This window comes from Salmonella sp. SSDFZ54 (assembly GCF_004010735.1).
GTDB lineage: Bacteria > Pseudomonadota > Gammaproteobacteria > Enterobacterales > Enterobacteriaceae > Salmonella > Salmonella enterica.
Genome location: NZ_CP034819.1, coordinates 701,757 through 728,563, shown reverse-complemented (window position 1 = coordinate 728,563; position 26,807 = coordinate 701,757). Strand labels below are relative to the sequence as shown.

27 protein-coding genes and 5 tRNA genes are annotated in these 26,807 nt (G+C 55.0%); 22 read left to right on the top strand and 10 right to left on the bottom strand.

Annotated elements, in window-relative coordinates:
- From hycE to hypF, 8 genes are all read left to right on the top strand, one after another.
- Window positions 1-1,710: a formate hydrogenlyase subunit HycE gene (hycE, locus tag EOS97_RS03435; RefSeq protein ID WP_001288155.1), complete on the top strand. Its 1,710-nt coding sequence runs from the start codon at window positions 1-3 to the stop codon at window positions 1,708-1,710.
- 9 nt (window positions 1,711-1,719) lie between these two features.
- Window positions 1,720-2,262, top strand: a complete 543-nt coding sequence (gene hycF / locus EOS97_RS03430) for a formate hydrogenlyase subunit HycF (RefSeq protein ID WP_000493773.1) — start codon at window positions 1,720-1,722, stop codon at window positions 2,260-2,262.
- The gene (gene hycG / locus EOS97_RS03425; RefSeq protein WP_000067422.1) at window positions 2,262-3,029 is read left to right on the top strand and encodes a formate hydrogenlyase subunit HycG; all 768 of its coding nucleotides are present in this window, start codon (window positions 2,262-2,264) and stop codon (window positions 3,027-3,029) included. The genes hycF and hycG overlap by 1 nt, the downstream gene beginning before the upstream one ends.
- Window positions 3,026-3,436: a formate hydrogenlyase maturation HycH family protein gene (locus EOS97_RS03420; protein ID WP_000003725.1), complete on the top strand. Its 411-nt coding sequence runs from the start codon at window positions 3,026-3,028 to the stop codon at window positions 3,434-3,436. Before hycG ends, EOS97_RS03420 begins: the two co-directional genes overlap by 4 nt.
- A complete protein-coding gene (hycI, locus tag EOS97_RS03415; protein WP_000132982.1) occupies window positions 3,429-3,899 on the top strand; it encodes a hydrogenase maturation peptidase HycI in 471 nt (156 codons plus the stop codon). The genes EOS97_RS03420 and hycI overlap by 8 nt, the downstream gene beginning before the upstream one ends.
- Window positions 3,900-3,923: 24 nt before the next feature.
- Window positions 3,924-4,733 carry a hypothetical protein gene (locus EOS97_RS03410; protein ID WP_023165883.1) on the top strand — a complete coding sequence of 270 codons (810 nt, stop codon included), beginning with the start codon at window positions 3,924-3,926 and terminating at the stop codon, window positions 4,731-4,733.
- A 200-nt stretch (window positions 4,734-4,933) separates the two neighbouring features.
- On the top strand, window positions 4,934-5,479 hold the full coding sequence (gene hydN, locus EOS97_RS03405) for an electron transport protein HydN (RefSeq protein WP_001078791.1): 546 nt from the start codon (window positions 4,934-4,936) through the stop codon (window positions 5,477-5,479).
- 145 nt (window positions 5,480-5,624) lie between these two features.
- Entirely contained in the window at window positions 5,625-7,865 is a 2,241-nt protein-coding gene (gene hypF / locus EOS97_RS03400; RefSeq protein ID WP_000963439.1) for a carbamoyltransferase HypF, read from the top strand.
- A 96-nt stretch (window positions 7,866-7,961) separates the two neighbouring features.
- Here hypF and norW read toward each other — a convergent pair whose 3' ends face one another.
- Entirely contained in the window at window positions 7,962-9,095 is a 1,134-nt protein-coding gene (gene norW / locus EOS97_RS03395) for an NADH:flavorubredoxin reductase NorW (protein ID WP_023165884.1), read from the bottom strand.
- Window positions 9,092-10,531: an anaerobic nitric oxide reductase flavorubredoxin gene (gene norV / locus EOS97_RS03390; protein ID WP_000026008.1), complete on the bottom strand. Its 1,440-nt coding sequence runs from the start codon at window positions 10,529-10,531 to the stop codon at window positions 9,092-9,094. Before norV ends, norW begins: the two co-directional genes overlap by 4 nt.
- A 185-nt stretch (window positions 10,532-10,716) precedes the next feature.
- Between norV and norR the strand changes: the two genes are divergently transcribed.
- Complete coding sequence (gene norR / locus EOS97_RS03385) at window positions 10,717-12,237, top strand: nitric oxide reductase transcriptional regulator NorR (protein WP_000010808.1); 1,521 nt, start codon at window positions 10,717-10,719, stop codon at window positions 12,235-12,237.
- Here norR and gutQ read toward each other — a convergent pair.
- The 7 genes from gutQ to srlA all read right to left on the bottom strand — a co-directional run bounded on the left by gutQ (window position 12,234) and on the right by srlA (window position 17,295).
- Window positions 12,234-13,199: an arabinose-5-phosphate isomerase GutQ gene (gutQ, locus tag EOS97_RS03380; RefSeq protein WP_127836119.1), complete on the bottom strand. Its 966-nt coding sequence runs from the start codon at window positions 13,197-13,199 to the stop codon at window positions 12,234-12,236. The genes norR and gutQ overlap by 4 nt on opposite strands.
- Window positions 13,192-13,965 carry a glucitol operon DNA-binding transcriptional repressor SrlR gene (srlR, locus tag EOS97_RS03375; protein WP_000804536.1) on the bottom strand — a complete coding sequence of 258 codons (774 nt, stop codon included), beginning with the start codon at window positions 13,963-13,965 and terminating at the stop codon, window positions 13,192-13,194. The genes gutQ and srlR overlap by 8 nt, the downstream gene beginning before the upstream one ends.
- Before the next feature lie 197 nt (window positions 13,966-14,162).
- The gene (gene gutM / locus EOS97_RS03370; RefSeq protein WP_000255198.1) at window positions 14,163-14,522 is read right to left on the bottom strand and encodes a transcriptional regulator GutM; all 360 of its coding nucleotides are present in this window, start codon (window positions 14,520-14,522) and stop codon (window positions 14,163-14,165) included.
- Window positions 14,523-14,598: 76 nt separating this feature from the next.
- The gene (gene srlD, locus EOS97_RS03365) at window positions 14,599-15,378 is read right to left on the bottom strand and encodes a sorbitol-6-phosphate dehydrogenase (RefSeq protein ID WP_001077369.1); all 780 of its coding nucleotides are present in this window, start codon (window positions 15,376-15,378) and stop codon (window positions 14,599-14,601) included.
- 11 nt (window positions 15,379-15,389) lie between these two features.
- Window positions 15,390-15,752, bottom strand: coding sequence for a PTS glucitol/sorbitol transporter subunit IIA (srlB, locus tag EOS97_RS03360; RefSeq protein ID WP_000111553.1), 363 nt, complete (start codon window positions 15,750-15,752; stop codon window positions 15,390-15,392).
- 11 nt (window positions 15,753-15,763) lie between these two features.
- Window positions 15,764-16,735 carry a PTS glucitol/sorbitol transporter subunit IIB gene (locus EOS97_RS03355; RefSeq protein WP_000199039.1) on the bottom strand — a complete coding sequence of 324 codons (972 nt, stop codon included), beginning with the start codon at window positions 16,733-16,735 and terminating at the stop codon, window positions 15,764-15,766.
- Window positions 16,732-17,295 (bottom strand): PTS glucitol/sorbitol transporter subunit IIC, encoded by a 564-nt coding sequence (gene srlA / locus EOS97_RS03350; RefSeq protein ID WP_000573333.1) that lies wholly within the window; start codon window positions 17,293-17,295, stop codon window positions 16,732-16,734. Before srlA ends, EOS97_RS03355 begins: the two co-directional genes overlap by 4 nt.
- A 252-nt stretch (window positions 17,296-17,547) precedes the next feature.
- On the opposite strand from srlA, the gene mltB reads away from it, so the two are divergent.
- Window positions 17,548-18,627, top strand: coding sequence for a lytic murein transglycosylase B (gene mltB, locus EOS97_RS03345; protein ID WP_000476826.1), 1,080 nt, complete (start codon window positions 17,548-17,550; stop codon window positions 18,625-18,627).
- A 37-nt stretch (window positions 18,628-18,664) separates the two neighbouring features.
- On the opposite strand, the gene EOS97_RS27040 is transcribed toward mltB, so the two are convergent.
- The gene (locus EOS97_RS27040) at window positions 18,665-18,910 is read right to left on the bottom strand and encodes a hypothetical protein (protein ID WP_001519391.1); all 246 of its coding nucleotides are present in this window, start codon (window positions 18,908-18,910) and stop codon (window positions 18,665-18,667) included.
- Between the two features lie 195 nt (window positions 18,911-19,105).
- Here EOS97_RS27040 and pncC point away from each other — a divergent pair, with 195 nt between their 5' ends.
- The 12 genes from pncC (at window position 19,106) to EOS97_RS03275 (ending at window position 26,781) form a co-directional block, all read left to right on the top strand.
- Window positions 19,106-19,603, top strand: a complete 498-nt coding sequence (gene pncC, locus EOS97_RS03335; RefSeq protein WP_000132239.1) for a nicotinamide-nucleotide amidase — start codon at window positions 19,106-19,108, stop codon at window positions 19,601-19,603.
- 84 nt (window positions 19,604-19,687) lie between these two features.
- On the top strand, window positions 19,688-20,749 hold the full coding sequence (recA, locus tag EOS97_RS03330) for a recombinase RecA (protein ID WP_000963150.1): 1,062 nt from the start codon (window positions 19,688-19,690) through the stop codon (window positions 20,747-20,749).
- A 116-nt stretch (window positions 20,750-20,865) separates the two neighbouring features.
- Window positions 20,866-21,366, top strand: coding sequence for a recombination regulator RecX (gene recX, locus EOS97_RS03325; RefSeq protein WP_001294861.1), 501 nt, complete (start codon window positions 20,866-20,868; stop codon window positions 21,364-21,366).
- Window positions 21,367-21,601: 235 nt separating this feature from the next.
- The gene (alaS, locus tag EOS97_RS03315; RefSeq protein WP_127836118.1) at window positions 21,602-24,232 is read left to right on the top strand and encodes an alanine--tRNA ligase; all 2,631 of its coding nucleotides are present in this window, start codon (window positions 21,602-21,604) and stop codon (window positions 24,230-24,232) included.
- A 234-nt stretch (window positions 24,233-24,466) separates the two neighbouring features.
- Window positions 24,467-24,652: a carbon storage regulator CsrA gene (gene csrA, locus EOS97_RS03310; RefSeq protein WP_000906486.1), complete on the top strand. Its 186-nt coding sequence runs from the start codon at window positions 24,467-24,469 to the stop codon at window positions 24,650-24,652.
- Window positions 24,653-24,955: 303 nt separating this feature from the next.
- A tRNA-Ser gene (locus EOS97_RS03305) sits at window positions 24,956-25,048 on the top strand.
- 3 nt (window positions 25,049-25,051) lie between these two features.
- A tRNA-Arg gene (locus EOS97_RS03300) sits at window positions 25,052-25,128 on the top strand.
- A 61-nt stretch (window positions 25,129-25,189) separates the two neighbouring features.
- A tRNA-Arg gene (locus tag EOS97_RS03295) sits at window positions 25,190-25,266 on the top strand.
- A 62-nt stretch (window positions 25,267-25,328) separates the two neighbouring features.
- Window positions 25,329-25,405: transfer RNA gene (locus EOS97_RS03290), tRNA-Arg, on the top strand.
- A gap of 61 nt (window positions 25,406-25,466) precedes the next feature.
- A tRNA-Arg gene (locus tag EOS97_RS03285) sits at window positions 25,467-25,543 on the top strand.
- Window positions 25,544-25,792: 249 nt separating this feature from the next.
- Window positions 25,793-26,359, top strand: a complete 567-nt coding sequence (gene yqaB, locus EOS97_RS03280; protein ID WP_000271296.1) for a fructose-1-phosphate/6-phosphogluconate phosphatase — start codon at window positions 25,793-25,795, stop codon at window positions 26,357-26,359.
- Entirely contained in the window at window positions 26,356-26,781 is a 426-nt protein-coding gene (locus EOS97_RS03275) for a YqaA family protein (RefSeq protein ID WP_001279499.1), read from the top strand. Before yqaB ends, EOS97_RS03275 begins: the two co-directional genes overlap by 4 nt.
- The last annotated feature ends 26 nt before the right edge of the window (window positions 26,782-26,807 follow it).

Here is a 26,807-nt window from a genome sequence, read left to right as displayed (position 1 = left end):
ATGTCTGAAGAAAAATTAGGTCAACAATACCTTGCGGCGCTGCACCAGGCGTTTCCGGGCGTCGTGCTGGACGAAGCCTGGCAGACCAAAGATCAGCTGACTATTACGGTAAAAGTGAACTATCTGCCGGAAGTGGTGGAGTTTCTTTACTACCAGCAGGGTGGGTGGCTGTCGGTGCTGTTCGGTAATGACGAACGCCAGTTGTGCGGCCACTATGCCGTTTATTACGTGCTGTCGATGGAGCAGGGCACGAAGTGCTGGATTACCGTTCGCGTTGAAGTAGATGCCAATAAGCTGGAATTCCCATCCGTTACGCCGCGCGTGCCGGCTGCCGTGTGGGGTGAGCGCGAAGTACGCGACATGTACGGTTTAATCCCGGTCGGTCTGCCGGACGAGCGCCGTCTGGTGCTGCCGGACGACTGGCCGGATGAACTCTATCCGCTGCGTAAAGACAGCATGGATTATCGTCAGCGCCCGGCGCCGACCACCGATGCGGAAACCTACGAGTTCATTAACGAGCTGGGTGACAAGAAAAATAACGTGGTGCCGATTGGCCCGCTGCATGTCACCTCCGATGAACCGGGCCACTTCCGTCTGTTCGTCGATGGCGAAAACATTATCGACGCCGACTACCGCCTGTTCTACGTCCACCGTGGTATGGAAAAACTGGCGGAAACCCGCATGGGTTATAACGAAGTCACCTTCCTGTCGGATCGCGTGTGTGGTATCTGCGGCTTCGCGCACAGCACTGCCTACACCACTTCCGTGGAAAACGCGATGGGCATTCAGGTGCCGGAACGTGCGCAGATGATCCGCGCTATTCTGCTGGAAGTGGAACGCCTGCACTCGCATCTGCTCAACCTTGGCCTGGCCTGTCACTTCACCGGCTTTGACTCCGGCTTTATGCAGTTCTTCCGCGTGCGTGAAACCTCCATGAAAATGGCGGAGATACTGACCGGGGCGCGCAAAACTTACGGACTGAACCTGATCGGCGGGATTCGCCGCGATCTGCTCAAAGAGGACATGATCCAGACCCGTCAACTGGCGCAGCAGATGCGTCGTGACGTGCAGGAGCTGGTGGACATGCTGCTGAGCACACCGAATATGGAACAGCGTACCGTGGGTATCGGTCGTCTGGACCCGGAAATTGCCCGCGACTTCAGTAATGTCGGCCCGATGGTGCGCGCCAGCGGTCACGCCCGCGACACCCGCGCCGACCACCCGTTTGTCGGTTACGGTCTGCTGCCGATGGAAGTACATAGCGAGCAGGGCTGCGATGTGATTTCTCGTCTGAAAGTCCGTATCAACGAAGTTTACACCTCGCTGAATATGATCGATTTCGGTCTGGATAATCTGCCGGGCGGCCCGCTGATGGTGGAAGGCTTTACCTATATTCCGCACCGTTTTGCGCTCGGCTTCGCTGAAGCGCCGCGTGGCGATGATATCCACTGGAGCATGACTGGCGACAACCAGAAGTTGTACCGCTGGCGCTGCCGTGCGGCGACCTACGCCAACTGGCCAACGCTGCGCTATATGCTGCGCGGCAACACCGTTTCTGATGCGCCGCTGATCATCGGTAGCCTCGATCCTTGCTACTCCTGTACCGACCGGATGACCGTGGTCGATGTGCGTAAGAAGAAGAGCAAAGTCGTGCCGTACAAAGAACTTGAGCGCTACAGCATTGAGCGTAAAAACTCGCCGCTGAAATAAGGAATCGCCATGTTTACCTTTATCAAAAAAGTTATCAAAACCGGCACGGCGACCTCGTCTTATCCGCTGGAGCCGATTGCGGTTGATAAAAACTTCCGCGGCAAGCCGGAACATAATCCGCAGCAGTGCATCGGCTGCGCCGCCTGCGTTAATGCCTGCCCGTCGAACGCGCTGACGGTGGAAACCTTACTTGCGACCAATGAGCTGGCGTGGCAGTTCAATCTTGGCCGCTGCATCTTCTGCGGTCGCTGCGAAGAAGTTTGCCCGACGGCGGCGATCAAACTGTCGCAAGAATACGAACTGGCAGTGTGGAAGAAAGAAGACTTCCTGCAACAGTCCCGCTTCGCGCTGTGCAACTGTCGCGTGTGTAATCGTCCTTTCGCCGTACAGAAAGAGATCGACTATGCCATTGCGCTGCTTGCGCACAACGGCGACAGCCGCGCGGAAAACCACCGCGAAAGCTTTGAGACCTGCCCGGACTGTAAGCGTCAGAAATGCCTGGTGCCGTCCGACCGTATTGAACTGACTCGCCATATGAAAGAGGTCAGCTAATGAGCAATTTATTAGGCCCGCGTGACGCCAACGGCATTCCGGTACCGATGACGGTGGATGAATCCATCGCCAGCATGAAGGCGTCTCTACTGAAAAATATTAAGCGTTCGGCATACGTTTACCGCGTGGACTGCGGCGGCTGTAACGGCTGTGAAATCGAAATCTTTGCGACGCTTTCGCCGCTGTTTGATGCCGAGCGTTTCGGCATCAAAGTGGTACCGTCGCCGCGTCATGCCGATATTCTGCTGTTTACCGGCGCGGTGACCCGCGCCATGCGCTCTCCGGCGCTGCGCGCCTGGCAGTCGGCGCCGGACCCGAAAATCTGTATCTCTTACGGCGCCTGCGGCAACAGCGGCGGCATCTTCCACGATCTCTACTGCGTGTGGGGCGGTACCGACAAAATCGTCCCGGTGGATGTGTATATTCCAGGCTGCCCGCCAACGCCTGCGGCGACGCTGTATGGCTTTGCGATGGCGCTTGGCCTGCTGGAGCAGAAAATCCACGCCCGCGCGCCGGGTGAGCTGGACGAGCAGCCCGCAGAGATCCTGCATCCGGATATGGTGCAGCCGCTGCGCGTGAAGGTGGATCGCGCGGCGCGCCGGCTGGCGGGTTATCGCTATGGTCGTCAGATCGCCGATGATTACCTGACACAGTTGGGGCAGGGCGAGCAGCAAGTGGCGCGTTGGCTGGAAGCGGAAAACGATCCGCGTTTAACCGAAATTGTCACCCATCTCAATCATGTTGTTGAAGAGGCGCGTATCCGATGAGCGAACAGGTGGTGTTCAGTCAACTGAGCCGTAAGTTTATTGATGAGAACGATGCGACGCCTGCCGAGGCGCAGCAGGTTGTCTATTACAGCCTGGCGATTGGTCACCACCTGGGGGTTATCGATTGTCTGGAGGCCGCACTCACCTGCCCATGGGATGAGTATCTGGCGTGGATCGCCACCCTGGAAGCCGGTAGCGATGCCCGGCGTAAAATGGAAGGCGTGCCGAAGTATGGCGAGATCGTCATCGATTTCAACCATGTGCAAATGCTGGCGCGCGCGTTTGATGAGGCGCGCGCCGCGCAGACCCCGCAGCAGCAAGAATGGAGCAAACTGATGCTCAGTATGCTGCATGACATTCATCAGGAAAGCGCCATCTACCTGATGGTGAGGAGGCTTCGTGACTGACGTTTTACTCTGTGTCGGCAACAGCATGATGGGCGACGACGGCGCAGGCCCGTTACTGGCGGAAATGTGCGCGGCGCAGCCGAAGGGCAACTGGGTTGTCATCGATGGCGGCAGCGCGCCGGAAAACGACATTGTGGCGATTCGCGAACTGCGCCCGCAGCGTCTGTTGATTGTCGACGCCACCGACATGGGGCTTAATCCGGGCGAGATCCGCATTATCGATCCGGATGATATCGCCGAAATGTTTATGATGACCACCCACAATATGCCGCTGAACTACCTTATCGATCAGCTCAAAGAGGATGTCGGCGAGGTGATTTTTGTTGGTATCCAGCCGGATATCATCGGGTTTTATTATCCGATGACTCAACCGATTAAGGACGCGGTAAATATCGTCTATCAGCGCCTGGACGGCTGGCAGGGAAACGGTGGATTTGCCGCGCTGGAAGCGCCGGAGGCGTAAGATGCGTACCCATTGGACGGATTTGTGTTACCCGGCATAGGCGGTAAGAAGAACGTGAAGATTATCGTATGGTGCGGACTGCTATTTTTCTGCATCGCCGCGCGCGCACTGGCCACCGGTTTTGTCGGTTACCTGCCGATGAGCGACGGTGAATATGCGCAAAAGCGTGCGCTGAAGCCGCTGTTGACCCTGCCTTATTCTGTATCGCCCGACCAGACCTGGTATTTTCGCCAGGTCGGAGTCAGTGGCGTGACGCTACTGCCGGAGCCGAAAAAAGATAACGAATGGCGGATTAGCGGAAAAGACAGAGCCGGTAATTCGTGGGTTGTCCCGGTGGGAATGCTGATTAATTTGGCGGGTAATGCGCAATTTTATCGCGCTGACCTCGATCGTAACGGCATTCAGGATCTGGTTATCTGGTTGGGTAATCCTGGGTTGGGCCTGGCGCCGAGCGCGCAATACATCATTTTCACCTTTCTCAAGAATGGCCGCCCCTGCGTCTTTGAACCGTGGGGGTTTTATACCGCGACCGATACTGGCGTCGATGATTTGCTTGATTTACAGGGCAATGGGCGCACGCAACTGTTGGATATGCAGTTTGACTCAGGCTACTGGATAACCAATTTATATCAGGTGAAGGACGCCCGCTGGCAGCGCGTACACGGCTGGTTTGGCCGGTTGAGTTATCCGGCGCTGACCCGTTTTAATCACTATCCTGGCCGTAAATTAATTATCAAACCTATTGCCGGAAGGAATCCGCAAACGGACGATCTTTCCCTTACGCAGCGCTGTTTAATACGCGGTAACGTATTGCCAGGCGTTAATCAGGATTGATGCCAGTTTCGGTGCAGAGTTGGCTGGCTATCACTGCAAATTTTGACCACCACTGGCGACATTACGTGTCATCGACACTTGTGACGATGACACGTAAATGCTCACGAAAATAGAAATAATATTCTTAAATAACAACGAAATAAAAATTGGCACGATTCGTGTATATATCGGCACATCATCTGTTATTGCTGGAGAATTTGATGAACCGTTTCATCATTGCAGACGCGAGTAAGTGCATTGGTTGCCGTACCTGTGAAGTGGCTTGCGTCGTATCCCATCAGGAAAATCAGGATTGCGCATCGCTGACCCCTGAAACCTTTTTACCTCGTATCCATGTCATCAAAGGCGTGAATGTTTCCACGGCAACGCTGTGTCGCCAGTGTGAAGACGCGCCGTGCGCCAACGTTTGCCCGAATGGCGCCATCAGCCGTGACAAAGGCTTTGTTCATGTGATGCAGGAACGCTGCATTGGCTGTAAAACTTGCGTAGTGGCATGTCCTTACGGCGCCATGGAAGTGGTGGTACGTCCGGTGGTTCGCAATAGCGGCGCGGGGCTGAACGTGCGTGCCGAAAAAGCCGAAGCCAACAAGTGCGATCTGTGTCACCACCGTGAAGCCGGTCCGGCCTGTATGGCCGCTTGCCCAACGCACGCCCTCATCTGCGTGGACCGCAATAAGCTTGAACAGCTGAGCGCGGAAAAACGCCGTCGTGCGGCGCTGGATTCAACGGCATCGCTGCTTTTCTGATTTCTGCGATTGCGCGTAGAATACGCCACAAAGCATTGCCGGATGGCGGCATCAATGCCTTATCCGGTCTACGGTCCGTGCGGTTGTAGGCCTGATAAGCGTCGCGCCATCAGGCATCCGGGTTCGATGATGGCGGGAAAATAAGATGGCGATAGACACACCTTCCGGCGTACAGCTACGCATTCGGGGCAAAGTACAGGGCGTCGGTTTTCGTCCTTTTGTCTGGCAACTGGCGCAGCAGTTGCGATTACACGGCGACGTGTGTAATGACGGCGACGGCGTCGTCGTTCGGCTGCTGGAAGAGCCGTCGCAATTTATTGCCGCGCTCTATCAGGATTGCCCGCCGCTGGCGCGCATTGACAGCGTTGAACACGCGTCGTTGGTATGGGAGCGCGCACCGACGGATTTCACCATTCGTCAGAGCGCAGGCGGTTCGATGAACACGCAAATCGTGCCGGATGCGGCGACCTGCCCGGCATGTCTTGCCGAGATGAATACCCCAGGCGAGCGGCGCTACCGTTATCCTTTCATCAATTGCACCCACTGCGGACCACGCTTCACCATTATTCGCGCTATGCCCTATGACCGGCCATTTACGGTGATGGCGGCGTTTCCCTTGTGTCCGGAATGCGACAGCGAATACCGCGATCCGTACGATCGCCGTTTTCATGCCCAGCCCGTTGCCTGTCCGTCATGCGGGCCGCATCTTGAGTGGCGGAGCCAACATGAACGAGCGGAAAAAGAGGCGGCTTTGCAGGCGGCGGTCGCCCAACTGAACGCCGGAGGCATTATTGCCGTTAAAGGGCTGGGGGGTTTTCATCTGGCCTGCGATGCGCGCAACGCTAACGCAGTGGCGATGCTGCGGGCGCGTAAACATCGCCCGGCGAAACCATTGGCGGTGATGTTGCCCACGGCGCAAACGCTGCCGACCGCGGCGCGTTCGCTGCTGACCACGCCAGCGGCCCCGATTGTACTGGTGGATAAGCAGTATGTACCTTCGCTGAGTGAGGGCATCGCGCCAGGACTTACGGAGGTGGGTGTGATGCTGCCAGCCAACCCATTGCAACACCTCTTGTTGCAGGAGCTCAATTACCCGCTGGTGATGACATCCGGCAACCTGAGCGGCAAACCGCCCGCCATCACCAACGAACAGGCGCTGGACGATTTACACGATATTGCCGATGGTTTTCTGTTGCACAATCGCGACATTGTACAGCGCATGGACGACTCTGTCGTGCGCGACAGCGGCGAAATGCTGCGTCGTTCGCGGGGATACGTGCCGGACGCGATTGCGTTGCCGCCCGGATTTCGCGATGTGCCGCCGATACTTTGTCTGGGCGCGGATCTGAAAAACACGTTCTGTCTGGTACGCGGCGAACAGGCGGTTGTCAGCCAACATTTAGGCGATCTCAGCGATGACGGTATCCAGGCGCAGTGGCGCGAGGCATTGCGTTTGATCCAGTCAATCTACGATTTTACGCCAGAGCGTATCGTCTGTGATGCGCATCCGGGCTATGTTTCCAGTCAGTGGGCCAGTGAGATGCGTCTGCCGACAGAGACGGTGTTACACCATCATGCCCATGCGGCGGCTTGCCTGGCCGAGCATGGTTGGCCGCTGGACGGCGGAGAGGTGATTGCCCTGACGGTAGACGGTATCGGCATGGGTGAGAATGGCGCGCTATGGGGCGGAGAATGTCTGCGGGTCAATTATCGCGAGTGCGAACATTTAGGCGGTTTACCCGCCGTGGCGCTGCCGGGAGGCGATCTGGCTGCCAAACAGCCGTGGCGTAATCTGTTGGCGCAGTGCCTGCGCTTTGTGCCGGACTGGCAGGATTATCCGGAGACAGCGGGGCTGCAACAGCAAAACTGGAATGTCCTGGCGCGCGCCATTGAGCGCGGCGTCAATGCCCCGTTGGCCTCTTCCTGCGGGCGGTTGTTTGACGCGGTGGCCGCCGCGCTTCGCTGCGCGCCAGCATCGCTTAGCTATGAGGGCGAGGCCGCCTGCGCGCTGGAGGCGCTGGCCTCTCAATGCGCTAACGTTGAGCATCCGGTAACGATGCCGCTTAACGGCGCTCAACTGGACGTCGCTGTTTTCTGGCGACAATGGTTGAACTGGCAGGCCACGCCCGCGCAACGCGCCTGGGCTTTTCATGATGCGCTGGCGTGCGGGTTTGCCACGCTAATGCGCCAGCAGGCTACGGCGCGGGGGATAACCACTCTGGTCTTCAGCGGCGGGGTGATACACAACCGCTTACTTCGCGCGCGTCTTGCCTTTTATCTTTCTGATTTTAAATTGTTATTTCCGCAGCGGTTACCAGCGGGCGACGGCGGGCTGTCGTTTGGACAGGGCGTGATTGCCGCAGCGCGAGCGTTAAGTGAAGTGTAGGGCGCCGGATGGCGGCTGCGCCTTATCCGGCCTGTAAACAGATGCTCACTCGTAGGCCGGATAAGACGCGAAGCGGCACCATCCGGCATCACAGGCTTATACCGACAACGTTTTTAGCAGTGCAAAGGCCTCTTTCATGCGGTCTTCACTCACCACAAAGGCGCGTAGTTGGCCTTCTCCGCTCATGCCTTTGGCAATCATACCGTCAGATTCTGCGGTAATATGCCAGCTTAAATCACGGCGCTGAGTTTCTCCCGCCAGATGCAGCGGCAGTTCCGGCGTTTTGACTTTGACCAGCATCGCCGGTAGCTTCAGCGGCGCGCTGCCACCGAGCAGATTTTTCGCCAGGTACATCGCGCTTAACTGGATCGGTTGCAGGAAGGGCAGTACCTGACCGTTGATCTCCGCGCAATCGCCGATCGCATAAATATCCGGGTGACTGGTCTGTAGATAGCTATCCACGCAGACGCCGCGGTTGACGGCTACTCCGGCGCGGCGCGCCAGAGTGGTTTCCGGGCGTAAGCCGGTGGCGGCAATCACCGCATCGACCTCAATACTATGCGGGCTTACCAGCGTAGCGCGGATACCGGCTTCGGTTTTCTCCAGTTTTTGCAACTGCGATTTCAGCAGCAGATGCACCCCCATATCGGTCAGGTGATGCTGTAAGCGACTGCTCACTTCCGGTGGCATCAGTGAGGCGAGAAGGCTGGCGGCGTTATCCATCAGCGTTACCGTTTTCCCGGCGCGGCAGAAATCCATCGCTAATTCACTGCCAATGAGACCGCCGCCGACAATCAGCACTCGCTGCGCGTCGCGCAGTTGTGTCTCACAGGCGCGGTACTCCTGCTGGCTATTCAAAGTAAGCATTAACTCACGTCCTGCAATCGGCGGCACAAAGGCTGTCGCCCCGGTCGCCAGTACCAGCTTGTCGTATTGCCACTGCTTATCCTGACTTTTCACCACATGGGCATCGGCATCAATGTCAGCAACCCTGGTATGCGGGAACAGTCGCAGATTAAACTGTTCAGCAAATTCCCCCGCTAACTGGCGGGTGAGATCATCGGCGCGCTGCGACTGGCTGATAACGTGGCTGAGATCGGGCTTGTTGTACTCATCCATGCTGTCCGCCGCAATCAGGGTTAACGGCACATGCGCATCTTGTTTACGGATATTTTTGACGAGCTGGCGGGCGGCGAAGCCCGACCCAATAATGATGATCCCCCGACTCATTTTGCCTCCGTCGCCAGTACGTCGAACACGTCTTTACCTAATGAACATTCCGGGCACAGGAAGTTATCCGGCACGTCGCTCCACGGCGTACCCGGCGCGACATCCTGCAACGGCTCCCCCTGCGCAGGGTCGTAAATCCACTGGCATACGCTGCATTGCATTTTAGGACCGAGGTCTGCGGCGGCGCAGGTTGTGATTTCTTCGGCTGGCGCGGTTTTCTGTGTGGTTTCCGGCAGCGGAGCAAGCGCCCACTGACGCGCGATGTCGCGACCGTGCTGACGGCACAACTCCAGCGCATCCAGATCCGGACGCCATTTCGCTTTCAGACTCAGGGACATTTCAAAACCGGCATCCTGTAAGCGCGTGGACAGTCGATCCACAGCGCCGCCGCTCCAGCCATGAGAACCGAAGGCGCTGGCGCGTTTGTTGCGAAAGCGCAGGCCGGTCATCTCTTCCACCAGGCCAGCGATTTTCGGCATCATCACGTTGTTCATGGTAGAAGTGCCGACCAGCACGCCTTTCGAACGGAAGACGTTGGTCAATATTTCATTTTTATCGCTGCGGGCGACGTTAAAGATTTTGACCGCCACGTTGGGGTCCACTTCATTGATACCCTGTGCGATGGCATCCGCCATCATGCGAGTATTGTTCGACATGGTATCGTAGAAAATAGTGATACGATCTTCCTGATAATCTGCCGCCCATTTCAGATACAGTTCCACGATTTGCGTTGGGTTGTCGCGCCATACCACGCCGTGTGAGGTGGCAATCATATCCACCGGCAGGTTGAAGCCGAGGATTTCGGTAATTTTTGGCGTTACCAGACGGCTGAACGGCGTCAGGATATTGGCGTAGTAGCGCTGGCATTGTTCAAACAGTTCAGTTTGGTCCACTTCATCATTGAACAGGCGCTCGTCGCAGTAGTGCTGACCAAAGGCGTCGTTGCTGAATAACACCGCGTCGCCGGTCATATAGGTCATCATGCTGTCCGGCCAGTGCAGCATCGGCGTTTCCACGAAGATCAACTGCTTGCCGTTGCCGATATCCAGCGTATCGCCGGTTTTCACCACCTTAAAATTCCATTCCGGATGATGGTGATGGCCGTTGATAGAGTCAATGGCGTTGGCGGTACAGTAGATAGGCGTGTCCGGGATCTGCGCCATCAGTTCGGTCAGCGCGCCCGCATGGTCTTCCTCGGCATGGTTAATGATGATGTAGTCGATATCCGCGAGGTCGATTTCACTGCGCAGGTTTTGCACAAACTCACGGCTAAACTTATGATCGACAGTATCGATCAGCACATTCTTTTCTTCACGAATGAGATAGCTGTTATAGCTGCTGCCGCGCAGCGTTTTGTATTCAGTACCGTGAAAATCACGTACTTCCCAGTCGCGTTGGCCAACCCAATGAATATTATTTTTAACCAGAATAGACATAACCACCTCAATTCATTCAACGTTTACAAAAAGTTGTTTTGCTTATTGCAGGTAGTGTGCCAACTTTGCATCTGATTGATTTATATTAAGTTATAATAAGTTTGTATTTTTGATATAGTCAAAAAGACTATAAATGATGCTGTCAATATGACACTATAGATTGTCAAAATGGCAATGAGGTAACCATGAGTTTTTCCGTGGAGGTATTGGCGGGCATCGCCATTGAGTTACAACGCGGCATTGGGCATCAGGATCGTTTTCAGCGGTTGATTACTACGCTGCGTCAGGTGCTGGCGTGCGACGCCTCGGCGCTGCTGCGCTATGAATCACGACAATTTATTCCACTGGCGATTGATGGCCTGGCGCAGGACGTCCTCGGCAGACGTTTTACCCTGGAAGGGCATCCGCGCCTGGAAGCCATCGCCCGCGCGGGGGACGTGGTGCGTTTTCCGGCTGATAGCGATTTGCCCGATCCGTATGACGGGTTAATTCCCGGACAGGAAAGCCTGAAAGTCCACGCCTGTGTTGGTCTGCCGCTGTTTGCCGGACAGAACCTCATCGGTGCGCTGACCCTTGATGCTATGACGCCGGAGCAGTTCGAGGTATTTAGCGATGAAGAACTACGGCTTGTCGCCGCGCTGGCCGCCGGGGCATTGAGTAATGCGCTGTTAATTGAACAACTGGAAAGCCAGAACATGCTGCCGGGGTCGTCAGGCGTGTTTGAACCGATAAAAGAGACGCACATGATCGGCCTGTCGCCGGCGATGACGCAGTTGAAAAAAGAGATCGAGATTGTGGCGGGCTCCGATCTTAACGTGCTGATCGGCGGTGAAACGGGGACCGGTAAAGAGCTGGTGGCGAAAGCTATTCACCAGGGCTCCCCCAGAGCGGTTAATCCGCTGGTCTATCTCAACTGCGCCGCGCTGCCGGAAAGCGTGGCGGAGAGCGAGTTGTTTGGTCATGTAAAAGGGGCTTTTACCGGGGCTATCAGTAATCGTAGCGGTAAGTTCGAAATGGCGGATAACGGTACGCTGTTTCTGGATGAGATTGGCGAACTGTCGCTGGCGCTACAGGCCAAGCTACTTCGCGTGTTGCAGTATGGCGATATTCAGCGCGTCGGCGACGATCGTAGCCTGCGCGTGGACGTGCGGGTGTTGGCGGCGACCAACCGTGACCTGCGTGAAGAGGTGCTGGCAGGGCGTTTTCGCGCCGATCTGTTCCATCGCCTGAGCGTTTTCCCGCTCTTTGTGCCGCCGCTGCGCGAGCGCGGCGATGATGTGGTGCTGCTGGCGGGCTATTTTTGCGAGCAGTGCCGACTGCGGCTGGGGCTGTCCCGCGTGGTGCTGAGTCCCGACGCGCGCCGCCATTTGCTCAACTATGGCTGGCCGGGCAACGTCCGGGAGCTGGAACATGCCATTCACCGTGCGGTTGTACTGGCGAGAGCGACCCGGGCAGGGGATGAGGTGATACTGGAGGCGCAGCATTTTGCCTTGTCAGAGGACGTTTTACCCGCGCCGCCTGCGGAAAGCTTTCTGGCGCTGCCGACTTGCCGCAATTTGCGCGAATCGACGGAGAACTTCCAGCGAGAGATGATTCGCCAGGCGCTGGCGCAAAATAATCATAACTGGGCGGCCAGCGCGCGGGCGCTGGAAACCGACGTCGCCAACCTGCATCGGCTGGCGAAACGTCTGGGACTGAAGGATTAGATAATCCCCGCCTGGTAGAAATCCTGCAGGTTAATGGCGCCGGTGAGTTTGCCGTTTTCATCGACCACTGGCGCGGCGGTAATTTTGCGTTTCATCAGGAGCTCTTTGGCGTCAATGGCGCGGCTTTGCGCCTGGAGCGTAATACCGTTGGGCGTCATGGCTTCGCTTACCGGCGTGGTGAGCGCGCCGCCGCCCACCAGCCAGCGACGCAGGTCGCCGTCGGTAAAGACGCCTTTCACAACATGTTGCTCATCGCAAACCGCCACCAGCCCCAGCCCGGTACGGCTAAGTTCCAGCATGGCATCCATCACGCTGGTGGCAAGCATCACCTGCGATATTGCATCGCCCTGGCGCATCAGGTGATGCACATTATTGAGCAAACGCGCGCCCAGTGCGCCAGCCGGATGTGAACGGGCGAAATCTTCTTCGTTAAAACCGCGCGCCTGCATGACCGCCATCGCCAGCGCATCGCCCATCATCAGCGTATTGACGGTACTGGACGTTGGTGCCAGATGCATCGGGCAGGCTTCACGCTCGACGGAAATATCCAGAACGGCTTTTGCCGCTCGCCCCAGCGGAGAGTGAGGTTTACCGGTCATCGCCAGCAGCGCGACGGATTTATCTTCCAGACGCGGGATGATGAGGTCGAGTTCTTTTGCGCCGCCGGAATAGGAGATAAATAACATCACGTCGCGGCTTTCAATCATCCCCAGATCGCCATGCAGTGCTTCCGCCGGATGAACAAAAAAAGCGGGAGTACCGGTACTGGCAAGCGTCGCGGCGATTTTTTTACCAATATGACCTGATTTACCAATACCGGAAACGATCACTTTGCCTTCACAGTGAATAATGATATTGGCGGCGCGGACAAAATCATCGCCCAGACGCTCCGGCAGACGGCTGGCTTCCTGTAGCTCCAGCATTAAGGTCTGACGGCCCGCGTTTAGTAGTGCATCACTCATTGCTTTCTCCGGTTATGATTACTTCAATCCCTTTTGCTTCCAGCGCCTGACGAAATGCCGGATCGATCCCCGCGTCCGTGATCAGTTTGTCGACGGTTTCCAGACTGCACACCACATTGGGGCTTTTACGACCAAATTTTGAGGAGTCCGCCATCAGAATCACCTCGCGTGCTGCATTGCACATTGCGTTACTGACGGTGTAAACCTCATTGAACGTGGTCACACCGACATTCAGGTCAATACCGTCAGTTCCCATGAAAAGTTTATCAAAGCTGAATTGCTCAAAGGCGTTTTCCGCCAGTTGACCGTGAAACGACGCCGATTTTTTACGGAAGGTGCCGCCGGGCATCAGGATAGTTTGTTCGTTGTCCAGTTCCGATAGCGCGTTAACAATATGGAGGCTGTTGGTCATCACCGTGATGTTGCTAAAACGCGAAAGCAACGGCACCATCTGTAACACGGTACTTCCGGCGTCCAGAATAATGGAATCGCCATCATGGATATATTTCACAGCGGCTGCGGCTATCAGCGCTTTTTTGTGGGTGTTGATAAGCGTTTTGTGATCAATAGGCGGATCGGACTCTTCTTTATTCAACACCACGCCGCCATAGGTGCGGATGACGGTTCCGGCATTTTCCAGAATGACCAGATCTTTACGGATAGTGGTGCCTGTCGTGTCAAAGTACTGGGCCAGTTCTTCAACCGAGCATTTTCCCTGTTTTTGCAGGTGCTCCAGAATCGCGGCCTGACGCTGACGAGGTTTCATAGGCGTGATTACCCTGACTTATGTATTTACCCGTCATACTTCACGCTGCATGTGCGTTGGCTTTCCTCGCTCACCCCGGTCACGTACTGATGTACGCTCCTGGGATTCGCTGCGTTGCCGCCTTCCTGCAACTCGAATTATTTAGGGTATTGGTTGCAAAATGATAATTTCGCAAGCTATACGCATTCACAACGAAATTACCCATGTTTCAGTTTAAGCGCCAATGATAGTGCATTCTGCGCGAGCGAATCATGGGGAAAGATCACATCAGGCTGTAATTCATGCAAATGTTTTCCTTGCATTGCGGCAATTTTAACCGGTCTGGCGAATACCGTAAGGCCTTTCATCAATAAAGTGTCCGTCACCCGCTGCTGTTCGTCCAGCGCCACGGCAACCACCACCCGGGGCTTAAAACGCCCGCCGGAGCGCCCGACGCCGACCCGCCCCTGTTGGCTAAGTTTATCGAAAGCCCGATTAAAGCGGGAAATCTGCCAGCCGCCCAGCGCCAGCTGCGCACACCAGGCGATAACGGCGACGGTAATCAGAGTGGAAACCATAATGTGCTCCTGTTGGTTTGCCTGATGGCGGCGTAACCGTCTTATCCGGCCTACGGCGCCATCCGGCAATTCACGGTCAGAACATCACTTGACCGCCGGTTACGTTGATCGACTGCCCGGTGCAATAAGACGCTTTCGGGCTGGCATAAAATAGCAGCATGTTCAGCACATCCTGATAATCACACCCGCGTTTGAGCGGTACTTTATCAATGTAATACTGTTCCACCTCGTCGGGCTTAATGCCCAGTTTAGTGGCGTATTGCGGCAGCAGTGACTGGAACATTGGCGATTTCAACAGGTTGCCGAGCATCAACGAGTGTACGGTAATGCCGTATTCCGCCAGATCCAGCGCCAGAGACTGGGTTAACCCCACGCCGCCGAATTTCGCCGCGCTGTAGCCGGAGTTGTGTTTACTGCCCACTTTGCCGGATTTAGAGTTAATCTGAATAATGCGCCCCTGAATGCCGTCGCGGATCATCAGGCGGGAAAACTCACGGGCGCAGAGGAAATAGCCCACCAGATTCACCTGTAGCGAGCGGGCAAAATCGCCCAACTGGAAATCGCTGATAAACGCCGCTTTGGCGATACCCGCGCTGTAAACCAGCAGATCGACGCGCCCGAAAATCTCGTCTACGCCGCGGGAAAGCGCCAGCACGCTCTGCTCGCTGGTGGCGTCGGCGCCAAAACCGTACGCCATACCTTCGCCAAAATCGGCGTTAATTTCCTGGGCGACATTCGCGGCTTTATCGCTTTGAATATCAACGACCGCCACGCGGTATCCTTCTTCTGCAAGCCCACGGCAAAGGAATGCCCCTAGGGTCTGGCCTCCGCCAATGACAACGGCAACTTGATTCATGTTTTTTCTCCTTAAGCGACAAACGTCAAAATACAGCCCGGCGCGATATCGTCCGGTACAGGCCCCGCAACGTGTACGGTGCCGGGAAATTCCGCTTCACGCAGACCATCGAAGCGCAAAGTGATATGCCCCAGTTCACGCAGGTTTTGCTCGGCTACGCTGCCGACCGCCGTGACCGGATAGCAATGTTGGCCCAATTCACACCGCGCGCCAGGCTGCAGCGCGCCGGTCAGTTCGCCATGACAATGGATGAAGCAAAATTCTTCGATATCCGCCGGCGCGCCTTCCCGAAACGTAATCAGCATCTGTTCGCCGAGCGCCTCCTTCGCGCTCTGGCCGATACGGGTGATGGTGGTTTGATAAATCACGCTCATGTCTGAACCTCTTATTGATAGATAAAGCCGGAAACAAACCAGGCGATAAGTACCGTGGGCGCGCCAGTCAGGAAGCGTCCGACCAGCACGGAAGGTACGCCGACGCGAACGGTGTCTTGCTTCGCTTCCGCCAGCGACAGGCCGACCGGGATAAAGTCGCAGGCCGCCTGCGCGTTAATCGCGAACAGGGCGGGAAGCGCCAGATGCGGGGGGATATTGCCCAGGCCTATCTGAACGCCAATCAGGACGCCAATGACCTGAGCGATAACCGCGCCAGGGCCGAGAAAGGGCGACAGCAGCGGGAAAGAGCAGATCAATGCCAGCGTCACCAGCCCCAGTGGATGGCTGGCTAATGGCGCCAGGCCGTGGGCGATCCAGTCGCCAAGACCTGAGGCCATAATGATGCCGATCAGCGCCGAAACGAACGCCATAAACGGCAGGATTGTTTTCAGAACCGTATCAATGGTGTCGCGACCGGACTGGAACAGTACCGCCACGGCGGAGCCCATTCCCATACCAACTTTTGCCAGCAGCCCGTCGCTCTGCTCGGTGATTTTTTTGCTGGTGTCGTAGTCACGTCCTAATGTCGTTTTGGCAGGCTGAGGACTGGCAGGCGTTTCGCCGACAAGAGTAATGTTTTCTTCTTTTACGCCGGAGACATAAATATCCTCAACAATATACTGCGCCAGTGGGCCGGACTTACCCGTCGAGTGAATATTAATGGTTGGAATCCGGCGTTTCGGATAGATACCGCAGCGCAGCGTACCGCCGCAGTCGATAATGGCCGCGCCGATCTCCGCTTCCGGCGGTTCGCCTTCTTTAAAGCCGTCCACCGCTTGCCAGCCTGTTAGTTGCGCCAGTTTGTCGACGATCGCCGGGCGCGTACCGGCTGTGATATAGACGATCTTTTTGCCTGGCGTAACGTCCAGTTCAAGCGGGCCGCCCCAGCCGCCGGCGCCTTTCTCAATACGAACCCGTGTCATGATACCGCTCCTGTCAGATGAACTTTCTGCTCAAGTTGAATCCCCATTTTTTTCTCAAAAATAGCGGTGGTGAGATCGGTGACCCAACCGCGGAAGAAGTTCGTCACCAGACCTACCAGCAGATAGCTCACCGCGAGCGGGCCGAGAGGAAGCCCTAACGTGGTGAGTCCGCTGGCGATACCCAGATAAACAAACAGTTCGCCGGGATTGATATGCGGAAACAGACCGTTCATGGAGTGACAGCTATAGGAGGCCGCCGCGTAATAGCTCGGCTTGTACTTCTCCGGCATAAAGCGTCCCAGGCTCAGGGTCATCGGATTACAAAAAACAAATGTCCCGATACACGGTAAAAGCAGGTAACGAGATAGCGGATTTCCGGCACAACGTTGGGCAAAACGCTCAATACGCTGCTGGCCGATAAAATTGATGAGCGCATTCATGATAACCAGCAGGCTTATCAGTAGCGGAAGAATACCTGTCACCATACCGGTAAACACCTCTCCGCCTTTCTGGAATAACCCGATGAACCACTCCGCACCATGTGTAATGGTTTCGATCATTGTTCTCTCCTGTAGGGTTTTTAGTTTTCTTGCTAATTTCCTGTTCATTGTAATCATGTTGAAAGATTTAAAAGTGTTATTGTGATCGCAAAATAAAAGAAAAATATTTTAAGTTGAAAGATTGCGGGGTGGGGGAGCGGATACAAACTGAAAAGAGGAGAAAGGTGATTTATTCTCTTGTGCCGCTTCCTTGTGCGGCGGGGGATGCTTTACCATACTTCTCCCTGGCTGAATTTGTTTAATGGATGTCTCATGTTCAAGCGTCGTTATGTAGCGTTACTTCCACTTTGCGTATTGCTTGCTGCCTGTAGCAGCACGCCAAAATCTTCCGAGACTCAAGCGACGACGGGCACGTCTTCCGGCGGCTTCCTGCTTGAGCCGCAGCATAACGTCATGCAAATGGGCGGCGACTTCGCCAACAACCCTAATGCGCAGCAGTTCATTGATAAAATGGTCAGTAAACACGGTTTCGACCGTCAGCAGCTGCAGGAGATCCTCTCGCAGTCTAAAAGACTGGATTACGTCCTGCGTCTGATGGACAGACAAGCGCCGACCACTCAGCCGCCCGCCGGACCAAATGGCGCCTGGCTTCGCTACCGCAAACAATTTATTACGCCGGATAACGTGCAAAACGGCGTCGCGTTCTGGAATCAGTATGAAGACGCGCTGAACCGCGCCTGGCAGGTATACGGCGTACCGCCGGAAATCATCGTGGGGATTATCGGCGTGGAAACCCGCTGGGGACGTATCATGGGGAAAACGCGGATTCTGGACGCGCTGGCGACGCTGTCATTTAACTATCCGCGCCGGGCGGAATATTTCTCCGGCGAGCTGGAAACCTTCCTGCTCATGGCGCGCGATGAGCAAGACGATCCGCTCAATCTGAAAGGTTCCTTTGCGGGCGCGATGGGCTACGGCCAGTTTATGCCGTCTTCCTATAAAGAATATGCGGTCGATTTCAATGGCGATGGGCACATTAACTTGTGGGATCCGGTAGATGCCATCGGCAGTGTGGCGAACTACTTCAAGGCGCATGGTTGGGTGAAAGGCGATACGGTTGCGGTGCCAGCGAATGGTCAGGCGCCGGGACTGGCGAATGGTTTCAAAACAAAATACAGCCTCTCTCAGCTTGCCGCCGCAGGCTTAACGCCGCAGCAATCGTTGGGCAATCATCAGGAAGCCAGCCTGCTGCGTCTGGATATCGGTACGGGCTACCAGTACTGGTACGGCCTGCCGAACTTCTACACCATTACCCGATATAACCACAGCACGCATTATGCGATGGCGGTTTGGCAACTGGGCCAGGCGGTAGCGCTGGCGCGGGTGCGCTAATTTACGCTTAGGGAGGGGAGCACCCCCTCCGCTATTATTATGGCTTTTTGGGCTGATTCTCTGCCTGCAAGTGGGATATCTTCTTTGATAGTGCCAGACTATATCCCAGACATCCCAGGCCTAAGATAATTTGACCGCCATCATACGGTTCAAAATAGCCTGACGACAATATATTCAGTACTCCCATTCCTAATGAACATACTCCACCCACAATTAACCACAGCCGTAGTTGACAGGTTTGTTTCAGTTTGTGCTGTGTGCTTTCCGTTTTTTTGAGTGACATCCTTGCTTTCTCTCCATGCGTGTAAATTTAGCGACATGGTACTGCTATTTAGTCATGTGCTACCTCATTTCATTCTGCATAAATAACCTGCTGGCATTTTTTCGGAATCCGACTCGTAAAATCGACTGCTCGTCCCCATCTCTGGTGAGAAAGTGCTATCTTGTGCGGCAGGATTTCTAACTGACAGAGGTCATGATGACTGACAGTGAACTGATGCGGCTTAGCGAGCAGGTCGGGCTGGCGTTAAAAGCGCGCGGGGCGACCGTAACGACAGCAGAGTCCTGTACCGGCGGCTGGCTGGCGAAAGCCATTACCGACATCGCCGGAAGCTCCGCCTGGTTTGAACGCGGCTTTGTCACCTATAGTAATGAAGCCAAAGCGCAGATGATTGGCGTGCGTGAAGAGACTCTGGCGCAGCATGGCGCGGTCAGCGAACCCGTAGTGGTCGAAATGGCGATCGGGGCGCTGAAGGCCGCTCGCGCCGATTTTGCTGTCGCTATTAGCGGGATTGCCGGGCCGGATGGCGGCAGTGAAGAAAAGCCGGTTGGTACGGTGTGGTTTGCTTTCGCCAGCGTCAGCGGAGAAGGGATTACGCGTCGGGAATGCTTCAGCGGCGACCGTGAATCGGTGCGTCGACAGGCGACGACGTACGCGCTACAAACCCTGTGGCAACAATTTCTACAAAACACTTGATACTGTATGAGCATACAGTATAATTGCTTCAACAGTACGAATTCACTATCCGGTTCAATACCAAGTTGCATGACAGGAGTAATAATGGCTATCGACGAAAACAAACAGAAAGCGTTGGCGGCAGCACTGGGCCAAATTGAAAAGCAATTTGGTAAAGGCTCCATCATGCGTCTGGGTGAAGACCGTTCTATGGATGTGGAAACTATCTCCACCGGTTCGCTTTCACTGGACATCGCACTCGGTGCGGGCGGTCTGCCGATGGGGCGTATCGTCGAAATTTACGGGCCGGAATCTTCCGGTAAAACGACCCTGACGCTGCAGGTGATTGCCGCTGCGCAGCGTGAAGGTAAAACCTGTGCGTTTATCGATGCGGAACACGCGCTTGACCCTGTTTACGCACGCAAGCTGGGCGTCGATATCGATAACCTGCTCTGTTCTCAGCCGGATACCGGCGAGCAGGCGCTGGAAATCTGTGACGCGCTGGCGCGTTCAGGCGCGGTGGACGTCATTGTGGTCGACTCCGTAGCGGCGCTAACGCCGAAAGCGGAAATCGAAGGCGAAATTGGCGACTCTCACATGGGCCTCGCGGCGCGTATGATGAGCCAGGCGATGCGTAAGCTGGCGGGGAACCTGAAACAGTCCAACACGCTGTTGATTTTCATCAACCAGATCCGTATGAAGATTGGCGTGATGTTCGGTAACCCGGAAACCACCACCGGCGGTAACGCGCTGAAATTCTACGCCTCTGTTCGTCTTGATATCCGTCGTATTGGCGCGGTGAAAGAGGGCGATAATGTCGTGGGTAGCGAAACGCGTGTGAAAGTGGTGAAAAACAAAATCGCCGCGCCGTTTAAGCAGGCCGAGTTCCAGATCCTCTACGGTGAAGGCATCAACTTCTATGGCGAACTGGTTGACCTGGGCGTGAAAGAGAAGCTGATCGAGAAAGCGGGCGCATGGTACAGCTACAACGGCGAGAAGATTGGCCAGGGTAAAGCGAACGCGACTACCTGGCTGAAAGAGAACCCGGCGACAGCGAAAGAGATCGAGAAAAGGGTTCGTGAATTACTGTTGAGTAATCAGAATGCCACGCCCGATTTCGCCGTTGACGATAGCGAAGGCGTTGCAGAAACCAACGAAGATTTTTAAGCATCAGGTGATGGTGGGTCGGACAAAACGAAGCCGCCATTCAGCAAAACGTTAAATTACCATCAAGGGCTGCATTTATGCGGCCCTTTTGGCATTTCTCCCTGTTAAGGTTTTTTATGAGTGAACCCACATCGCGCCGTCCCGCTTATGCTCGTCTCCTTGATCGTGCGGTACGTATTCTTGCTGTCCGCGATCACAGCGAGCAGGAATTACGGCGTAAACTCTCCGCGCCGGTGATGGGCAAAAATGGGCCGGAAGAGATTGATGCGACGGCAGACGATTATGAACGCGTGATCGCCTGGTGCCACGAACATCACTATCTTGATGACGAGCGCTTCGTGATGCGCTTTATCGCCAGTCGTAGCCGCAAAGGCTATGGCCCGGCGCGTATTCGCCAGGAGTTGAATCAGAAAGGCATTTCCCGTGAATCGACTGAAAAAGCGATGCGAGAATGTGAAATTGACTGGAGTGAAATGGCACATGAACAGGCCGTTCGCAAATATGGCGAGCCGCTCCCTTCAAACTTTTCAGAAAAGGTTAAGGTACAGCGCTTTTTGCTCTATCGCGGGTATCTGATGGACGATATCCAGCAAATATGGCGAAATTTTGCAGATTGAGCGCATACGGGATTTTACTTCCCGGTAAAGAAAACTTATCTTATTCCCACTTTTTCCGTCTGGACGCGGGTTGCTTAACGGCGAACAGCGTCTGCGACGAATATTCCTTAAATACACAAAATCATTCAAGCCGCATCAAAGCGGCAAGTGAGCCTCGGGAACGCGTGACCGGGAAACTCGCAGCCAACGCAGAGGCGGCCTGAAGGATGAAGTGTAGCTTGATTTCAGGATAATTATGAGCAAGAGCACCGCTGAGATCCGTCAGGCGTTTCTCGACTTTTTCCATAGTAAAGGGCATCAGGTAGTTGCCAGCAGTTCCCTGGTGCCTAACAATGACCCCACTCTGTTGTTTACCAATGCCGGGATGAACCAGTTCAAGCATGTTTTCCTTGGGCTCGATAAACGTAATTATTCCCGTGCAACCACTTCCCAGCGTTGCGTACGCGCGGGGGGTAAACACAACGATCTGGAAAACGTCGGATACACTGCACGTCACCATACTTTCTTCGAAATGCTGGGCAACTTCAGCTTCGGCGATTACTTCAAACACGACGCCATTCAGTTCGCATGGGAATTACTGACCGGTGAAAACTGGTTTGCTCTGCCAAAAGAGCGTTTATGGGTCACCGTCTATGAAACCGACGACGAAGCCTATGAGATCTGGGAAAAAGAAGTCGGCATCCCGCGCGAGCGTATCATCCGCATCGGCGACAATAAAGGCGCGCCATACGCATCGGATAACTTCTGGCAGATGGGCGACACCGGTCCCTGCGGTCCGTGCACCGAAATCTTCTACGATCATGGCGACCACATCTGGGGCGGCCCTCCGGGAAGCCCGGAAGAAGACGGCGATCGCTATATTGAGATCTGGAACATCGTCTTTATGCAGTTCAACCGTCAGGCTGACGGGACGATGGAACCATTGCCGAAACCGTCTGTAGATACCGGTATGGGGCTGGAGCGTATTGCCGCGGTACTGCAACACGTTAACTCTAACTATGACATCGACCTGTTCCGCACGTTGATTGAAGCGGTAGCGAAAGTCACCGGCGCCACCGATCTGGGTAATAAATCGCTGCGCGTTATCGCCGACCACATCCGTTCTTGCGCATTCCTGGTTGCCGATGGCGTGCTGCCGTCGAATGAAAACCGTGGCTATGTGCTGCGTCGCATTATTCGTCGCGCGGTGCGTCACGGCAACATGCTGGGCGCGAAAGAGACCTTCTTCTACAAGCTGGTTGGGCCGCTGATTGAGGTAATGGGCTCCGCAGGCGAAGAGTTGAAACGTCAGCAGGCGCAGGTCGAGCAGGTTCTGAAAACGGAAGAAGAGCAGTTCGCCCGTACGCTGGAGCGCGGTCTGGCGCTGCTGGATGAAGAACTGGCGAAATTGCAGGGCGACACCCTGGACGGCGAAACAGCTTTCCGTCTGTATGATACTTATGGTTTCCCGGTCGATCTAACGGCGGACGTCTGCCGTGAGCGCAACATCAAAGTCGATGAAGCCGGTTTTGAAGCCGCTATGGAAGAGCAACGCCGTCGCGCGCGCGAAGCTAGCGGTTTTGGCGCGGACTACAACGCGATGATCCGCGTTGATAGCGCTTCTGAATTTAAAGGTTATGACCATCTGGAACTGAACGGCAAAGTGACCGCGCTGTTTGTCGATGGTAAAGCGGTTGAAGCGATTAACGCGGGACAGGAAGCAGTTGTCGTGCTGGATCAGACCCCATTCTATGCGGAATCAGGCGGTCAGGTTGGCGATAAAGGCGAGCTGAAAGGCGCTGGATTTACTTTCGCTGTGGACGACACGCAAAAATATGGTCAGGCGATTGGTCATATCGGCAAATTGTCTGCGGGCGCTCTGAAAGTGGGCGATGCGGTACAGGCTGACGTAGATGAAGCGCGCCGCGCACGTATCCGTCTGAACCACTCCGCCACGCACCTGATGCACGCGGCGTTGCGCCAGGTGCTTGGGACACACGTTGCGCAGAAAGGTTCGCTGGTTAGCGATAAAGTGCTGCGCTTCGACTTCTCGCACAATGAAGCGATGAAGCCGTCGGAGATTCGTCAGGTTGAAGATTTGGTGAATGCGCAAATCCGTCGCAACCTGCCGATTGAAACGAACATCATGGATCTCGAAGCGGCGAAGGCGAAAGGTGCCATGGCGCTGTTTGGCGAGAAATACGACGAACGTGTACGCGTTCTGAGCATGGGCGATTTCTCTACCGAACTGTGCGGCGGTACTCACGCCAGTCGTACCGGTGATATCGGTCTATTCCGTATTATCTCTGAGTCCGGCACCGCAGCGGGCATTCGTCGTATTGAGGCGGTAACCGGTGAAGGCGCTATGGCCACCGTTCATGCGCAAAGCGATCGCTTAAACGATATTGCGCATCTGCTGAAGGGCGACAGCCAGAATCTGGGCGACAAAGTGCGCGCCGTGCTGGAACGTACACGTCAGCTGGAAAAAGAGTTGCAGCAGTTGAAGGACCAGGCCGCAGCGCAGGAGAGTGCAAATCTTTCCAGTAAAGCGGTCGATCTCAACGGCGTGAAGCTCCTGGTCAGCGAGCTTGCTGGTATTGAGCCGAAAATGCTGCGAACCATGGTTGATGATCTGAAAAATCAACTGGGGTCTACCGTTATCGTACTGGCAACGGTTGTTGAAGGTAAGGTTTCTCTGATTGCGGGCGTGTCGAAGGATGTGACCGACCGGGTTAAAGCAGGGGAATTGATTGGTATGGTCGCTCAGCAGGTGGGCGGTAAGGGTGGCGGTCGTCCGGACATGGCGCAAGCCGGTGGTACGGATGCGGCAGCTCTGCCTGCAGCGTTAGCCAGTGTACAAGGCTGGGTCAGCGCAAAATTGCAATAATTATAAGTGTTCGTTGGCGCCGCAGCCCGTGCTGCGGCGTTTACGTCAACGCTATCGACAACGATAAAGTCAGGTTGAAGTTTTGTATATCGGCTAAACTTAGGTTTAACAGAATGTAATGCCATGACTGCTTACACCTAAGGTGTTTGTCATCGCTTACTTTTTGGCGTTATATGATGGATAATGCCGGGATACAGAGAGACCCGACTCTTTTAATCTTTCAAGGAGCAAAGAATGCTGATTCTGACTCGTCGAGTTGGTGAGACCCTCATGATTGGCGATGAGGTCACCGTGACAGTTTTAGGGGTGAAGGGCAACCAGGTGCGTATTGGCGTGAACGCCCCGAAAGAAGTTTCTGTCCATCGTGAAGAGATCTACCAGCGTATCCAGGCTGAAAAATCCCAGCAGTCCAGTTACTAAGGTTTTCGCGTCTCACTTTTCGGGTGAGACGCAGCCTCTCTTCTCGCTCGCCCGCGTTGTCCCTTCATGACTTTTTTCAACCTCACTGTTGATATGGTGCGCTTTTGGCGGCCAGCGTGTCATCAAATTATCTGTTGATAAAACACTCTTTTTGGCTTTTTTACAGACTAATTGAGCGTGAAGTGTGCAAACGATAAAAGCTCTGGAAAAATTGTTTGACTTATAAGTCCCAGAAAGTAATATGTGCGCCACGCAGCGACGATGAGCAGAACAAGTTCTTCGAAGCACTCGTAAGAGGCGTGTGGTGAGGTGGCCGAGAGGCTGAAGGCGCTCCCCTGCTAAGGGAGTATGCGGTCAAAAGCTGCATCCGGGGTTCGAATCCCCGCCTCACCGCCATTTGCATCCGTAGCTCAGCTGGATAGAGTACTCGGCTACGAACCGAGCGGTCGGAGGTTCGAATCCTCCCGGATGCACCATCTCTTACTTGATACGGCTTTCCCGCGGTATCAAAATCTGCAGTAAAGTAAGTTTCCCGATGCATCCGTAGCTCAGCTGGATAGAGTACTCGGCTACGAACCGAGCGGTCGGAGGTTCGAATCCTCCCGGATGCACCATCTCTTACTTGATACGGCTTTCACCGCGGTATCAATATCGGCAGTAAAGCAAGTTTTCCGATGCATCCGTAGCTCAGCTGGATAGAGTACTCGGCTACGAACCGAGCGGTCGGAGGTTCGAATCCTCCCGGATGCACCATCCCTTACTTGATACGGCTTTCCCGCGGTATCAAAATCTGCAGTAAAGTAAGTTTCCCGATGCATCCGTAGCTCAGCTGGATAGAGTACTCGGCTACGAACCGAGCGGTCGGAGGTTCGAATCCTCCCGGATGCACCATATTCTCCATACTTTATTCTCCGTACTTTCAGCGATGAAGATGCAGATAAGATAGCGGTAATCACCGCTGGCATCAGAAGGATAACGTTGCGTCAGCAACGGCCCATAAGGCGAATAATCCTCCCGGATACGTCACTGTCCCGCAATCGCTTTTCCCCTTATCCTGAACACACCTCTTCATCTCTATTAGCGACAAAATCAACCAATTGCGATAAAGTACTGTCTGGTTATTCGGTTTGCGAGAACACGATGTACGCACGTTATGCTGGTTTGATTTTTGATATGGACGGTACTCTCCTGGATACCGAACCCACGCATCGCAAAGCGTGGCGTGAGGTTTTGGGGCGCTATGGTCTTCGTTTTGATGAACAGGCAATGGTCGCGCTTAACGGTTCGCCAACCTGGCTTATCGCCCAGTCAATCATTGAGCTTAACCATGCCGATCTTGATCCCCTGTCACTGGCGCGTGAGAAAACCGACGCGGTAAAAAGCATCCTGCTGGACTGCGTAGAACCGCTGCCGCTGGTTGAGGTGGTTAAAGCGTGGCATGGGCGGCGTCCCATGTCGGTCGGTACCGGTAGCGAAAGCGCTATCGCGGAAGCCTTGTTAGCGCATCTGGGACTGCGTCGTTATTTTGATGCGGTTGTGGCGGCAGATCACGTACAGCATCACAAACCTGCGCCTGACACCTTCCTACTGTGCGCCCAGCGGATGGGCGTCATGCCGACGCAGTGCGTGGTATTTGAAGATGCCGATTTTGGTTTACAGGCGGCGCGGGCGGCGGGAATGGATGCCGTGGATGTTCGACTATTGTGAGTGACGGACTGTCGCTCCTGTCTCTGTTTGCCAGTAGTTTTCTCAGCGCGACGCTGTTACCCGGTAATTCTGAGGTGGTTTTGGTTGCTATGCTGGTCTCCGGCGTCAGCCATCCCTGGGTCTTAGTCTTAACAGCAACAATGGGTAATAGCCTTGGAGGGGTAACTAACGTTATTCTTGGGCGTTTCTTTCCGCTGCGCAAAACGTCGCGCTGGCAGGAAAAAGCGACTGGCTGGCTAAAGCGTTATGGCGCAGCCACACTATTATTAAGCTGGATGCCGGTCATCGGTGATTTGTTGTGCCTGTTAGCGGGATGGATGCGCATCCCGTGGGGGCGGACGATCTTTTTTTTGTGTCTTGGTAAGGCGCTGCGCTATGTTGCGCTCGCAGCGGCGACGGTTCAGGGCATGATGTGGTGGTAATAATTGTAGGTTTGGCATGTATGGCT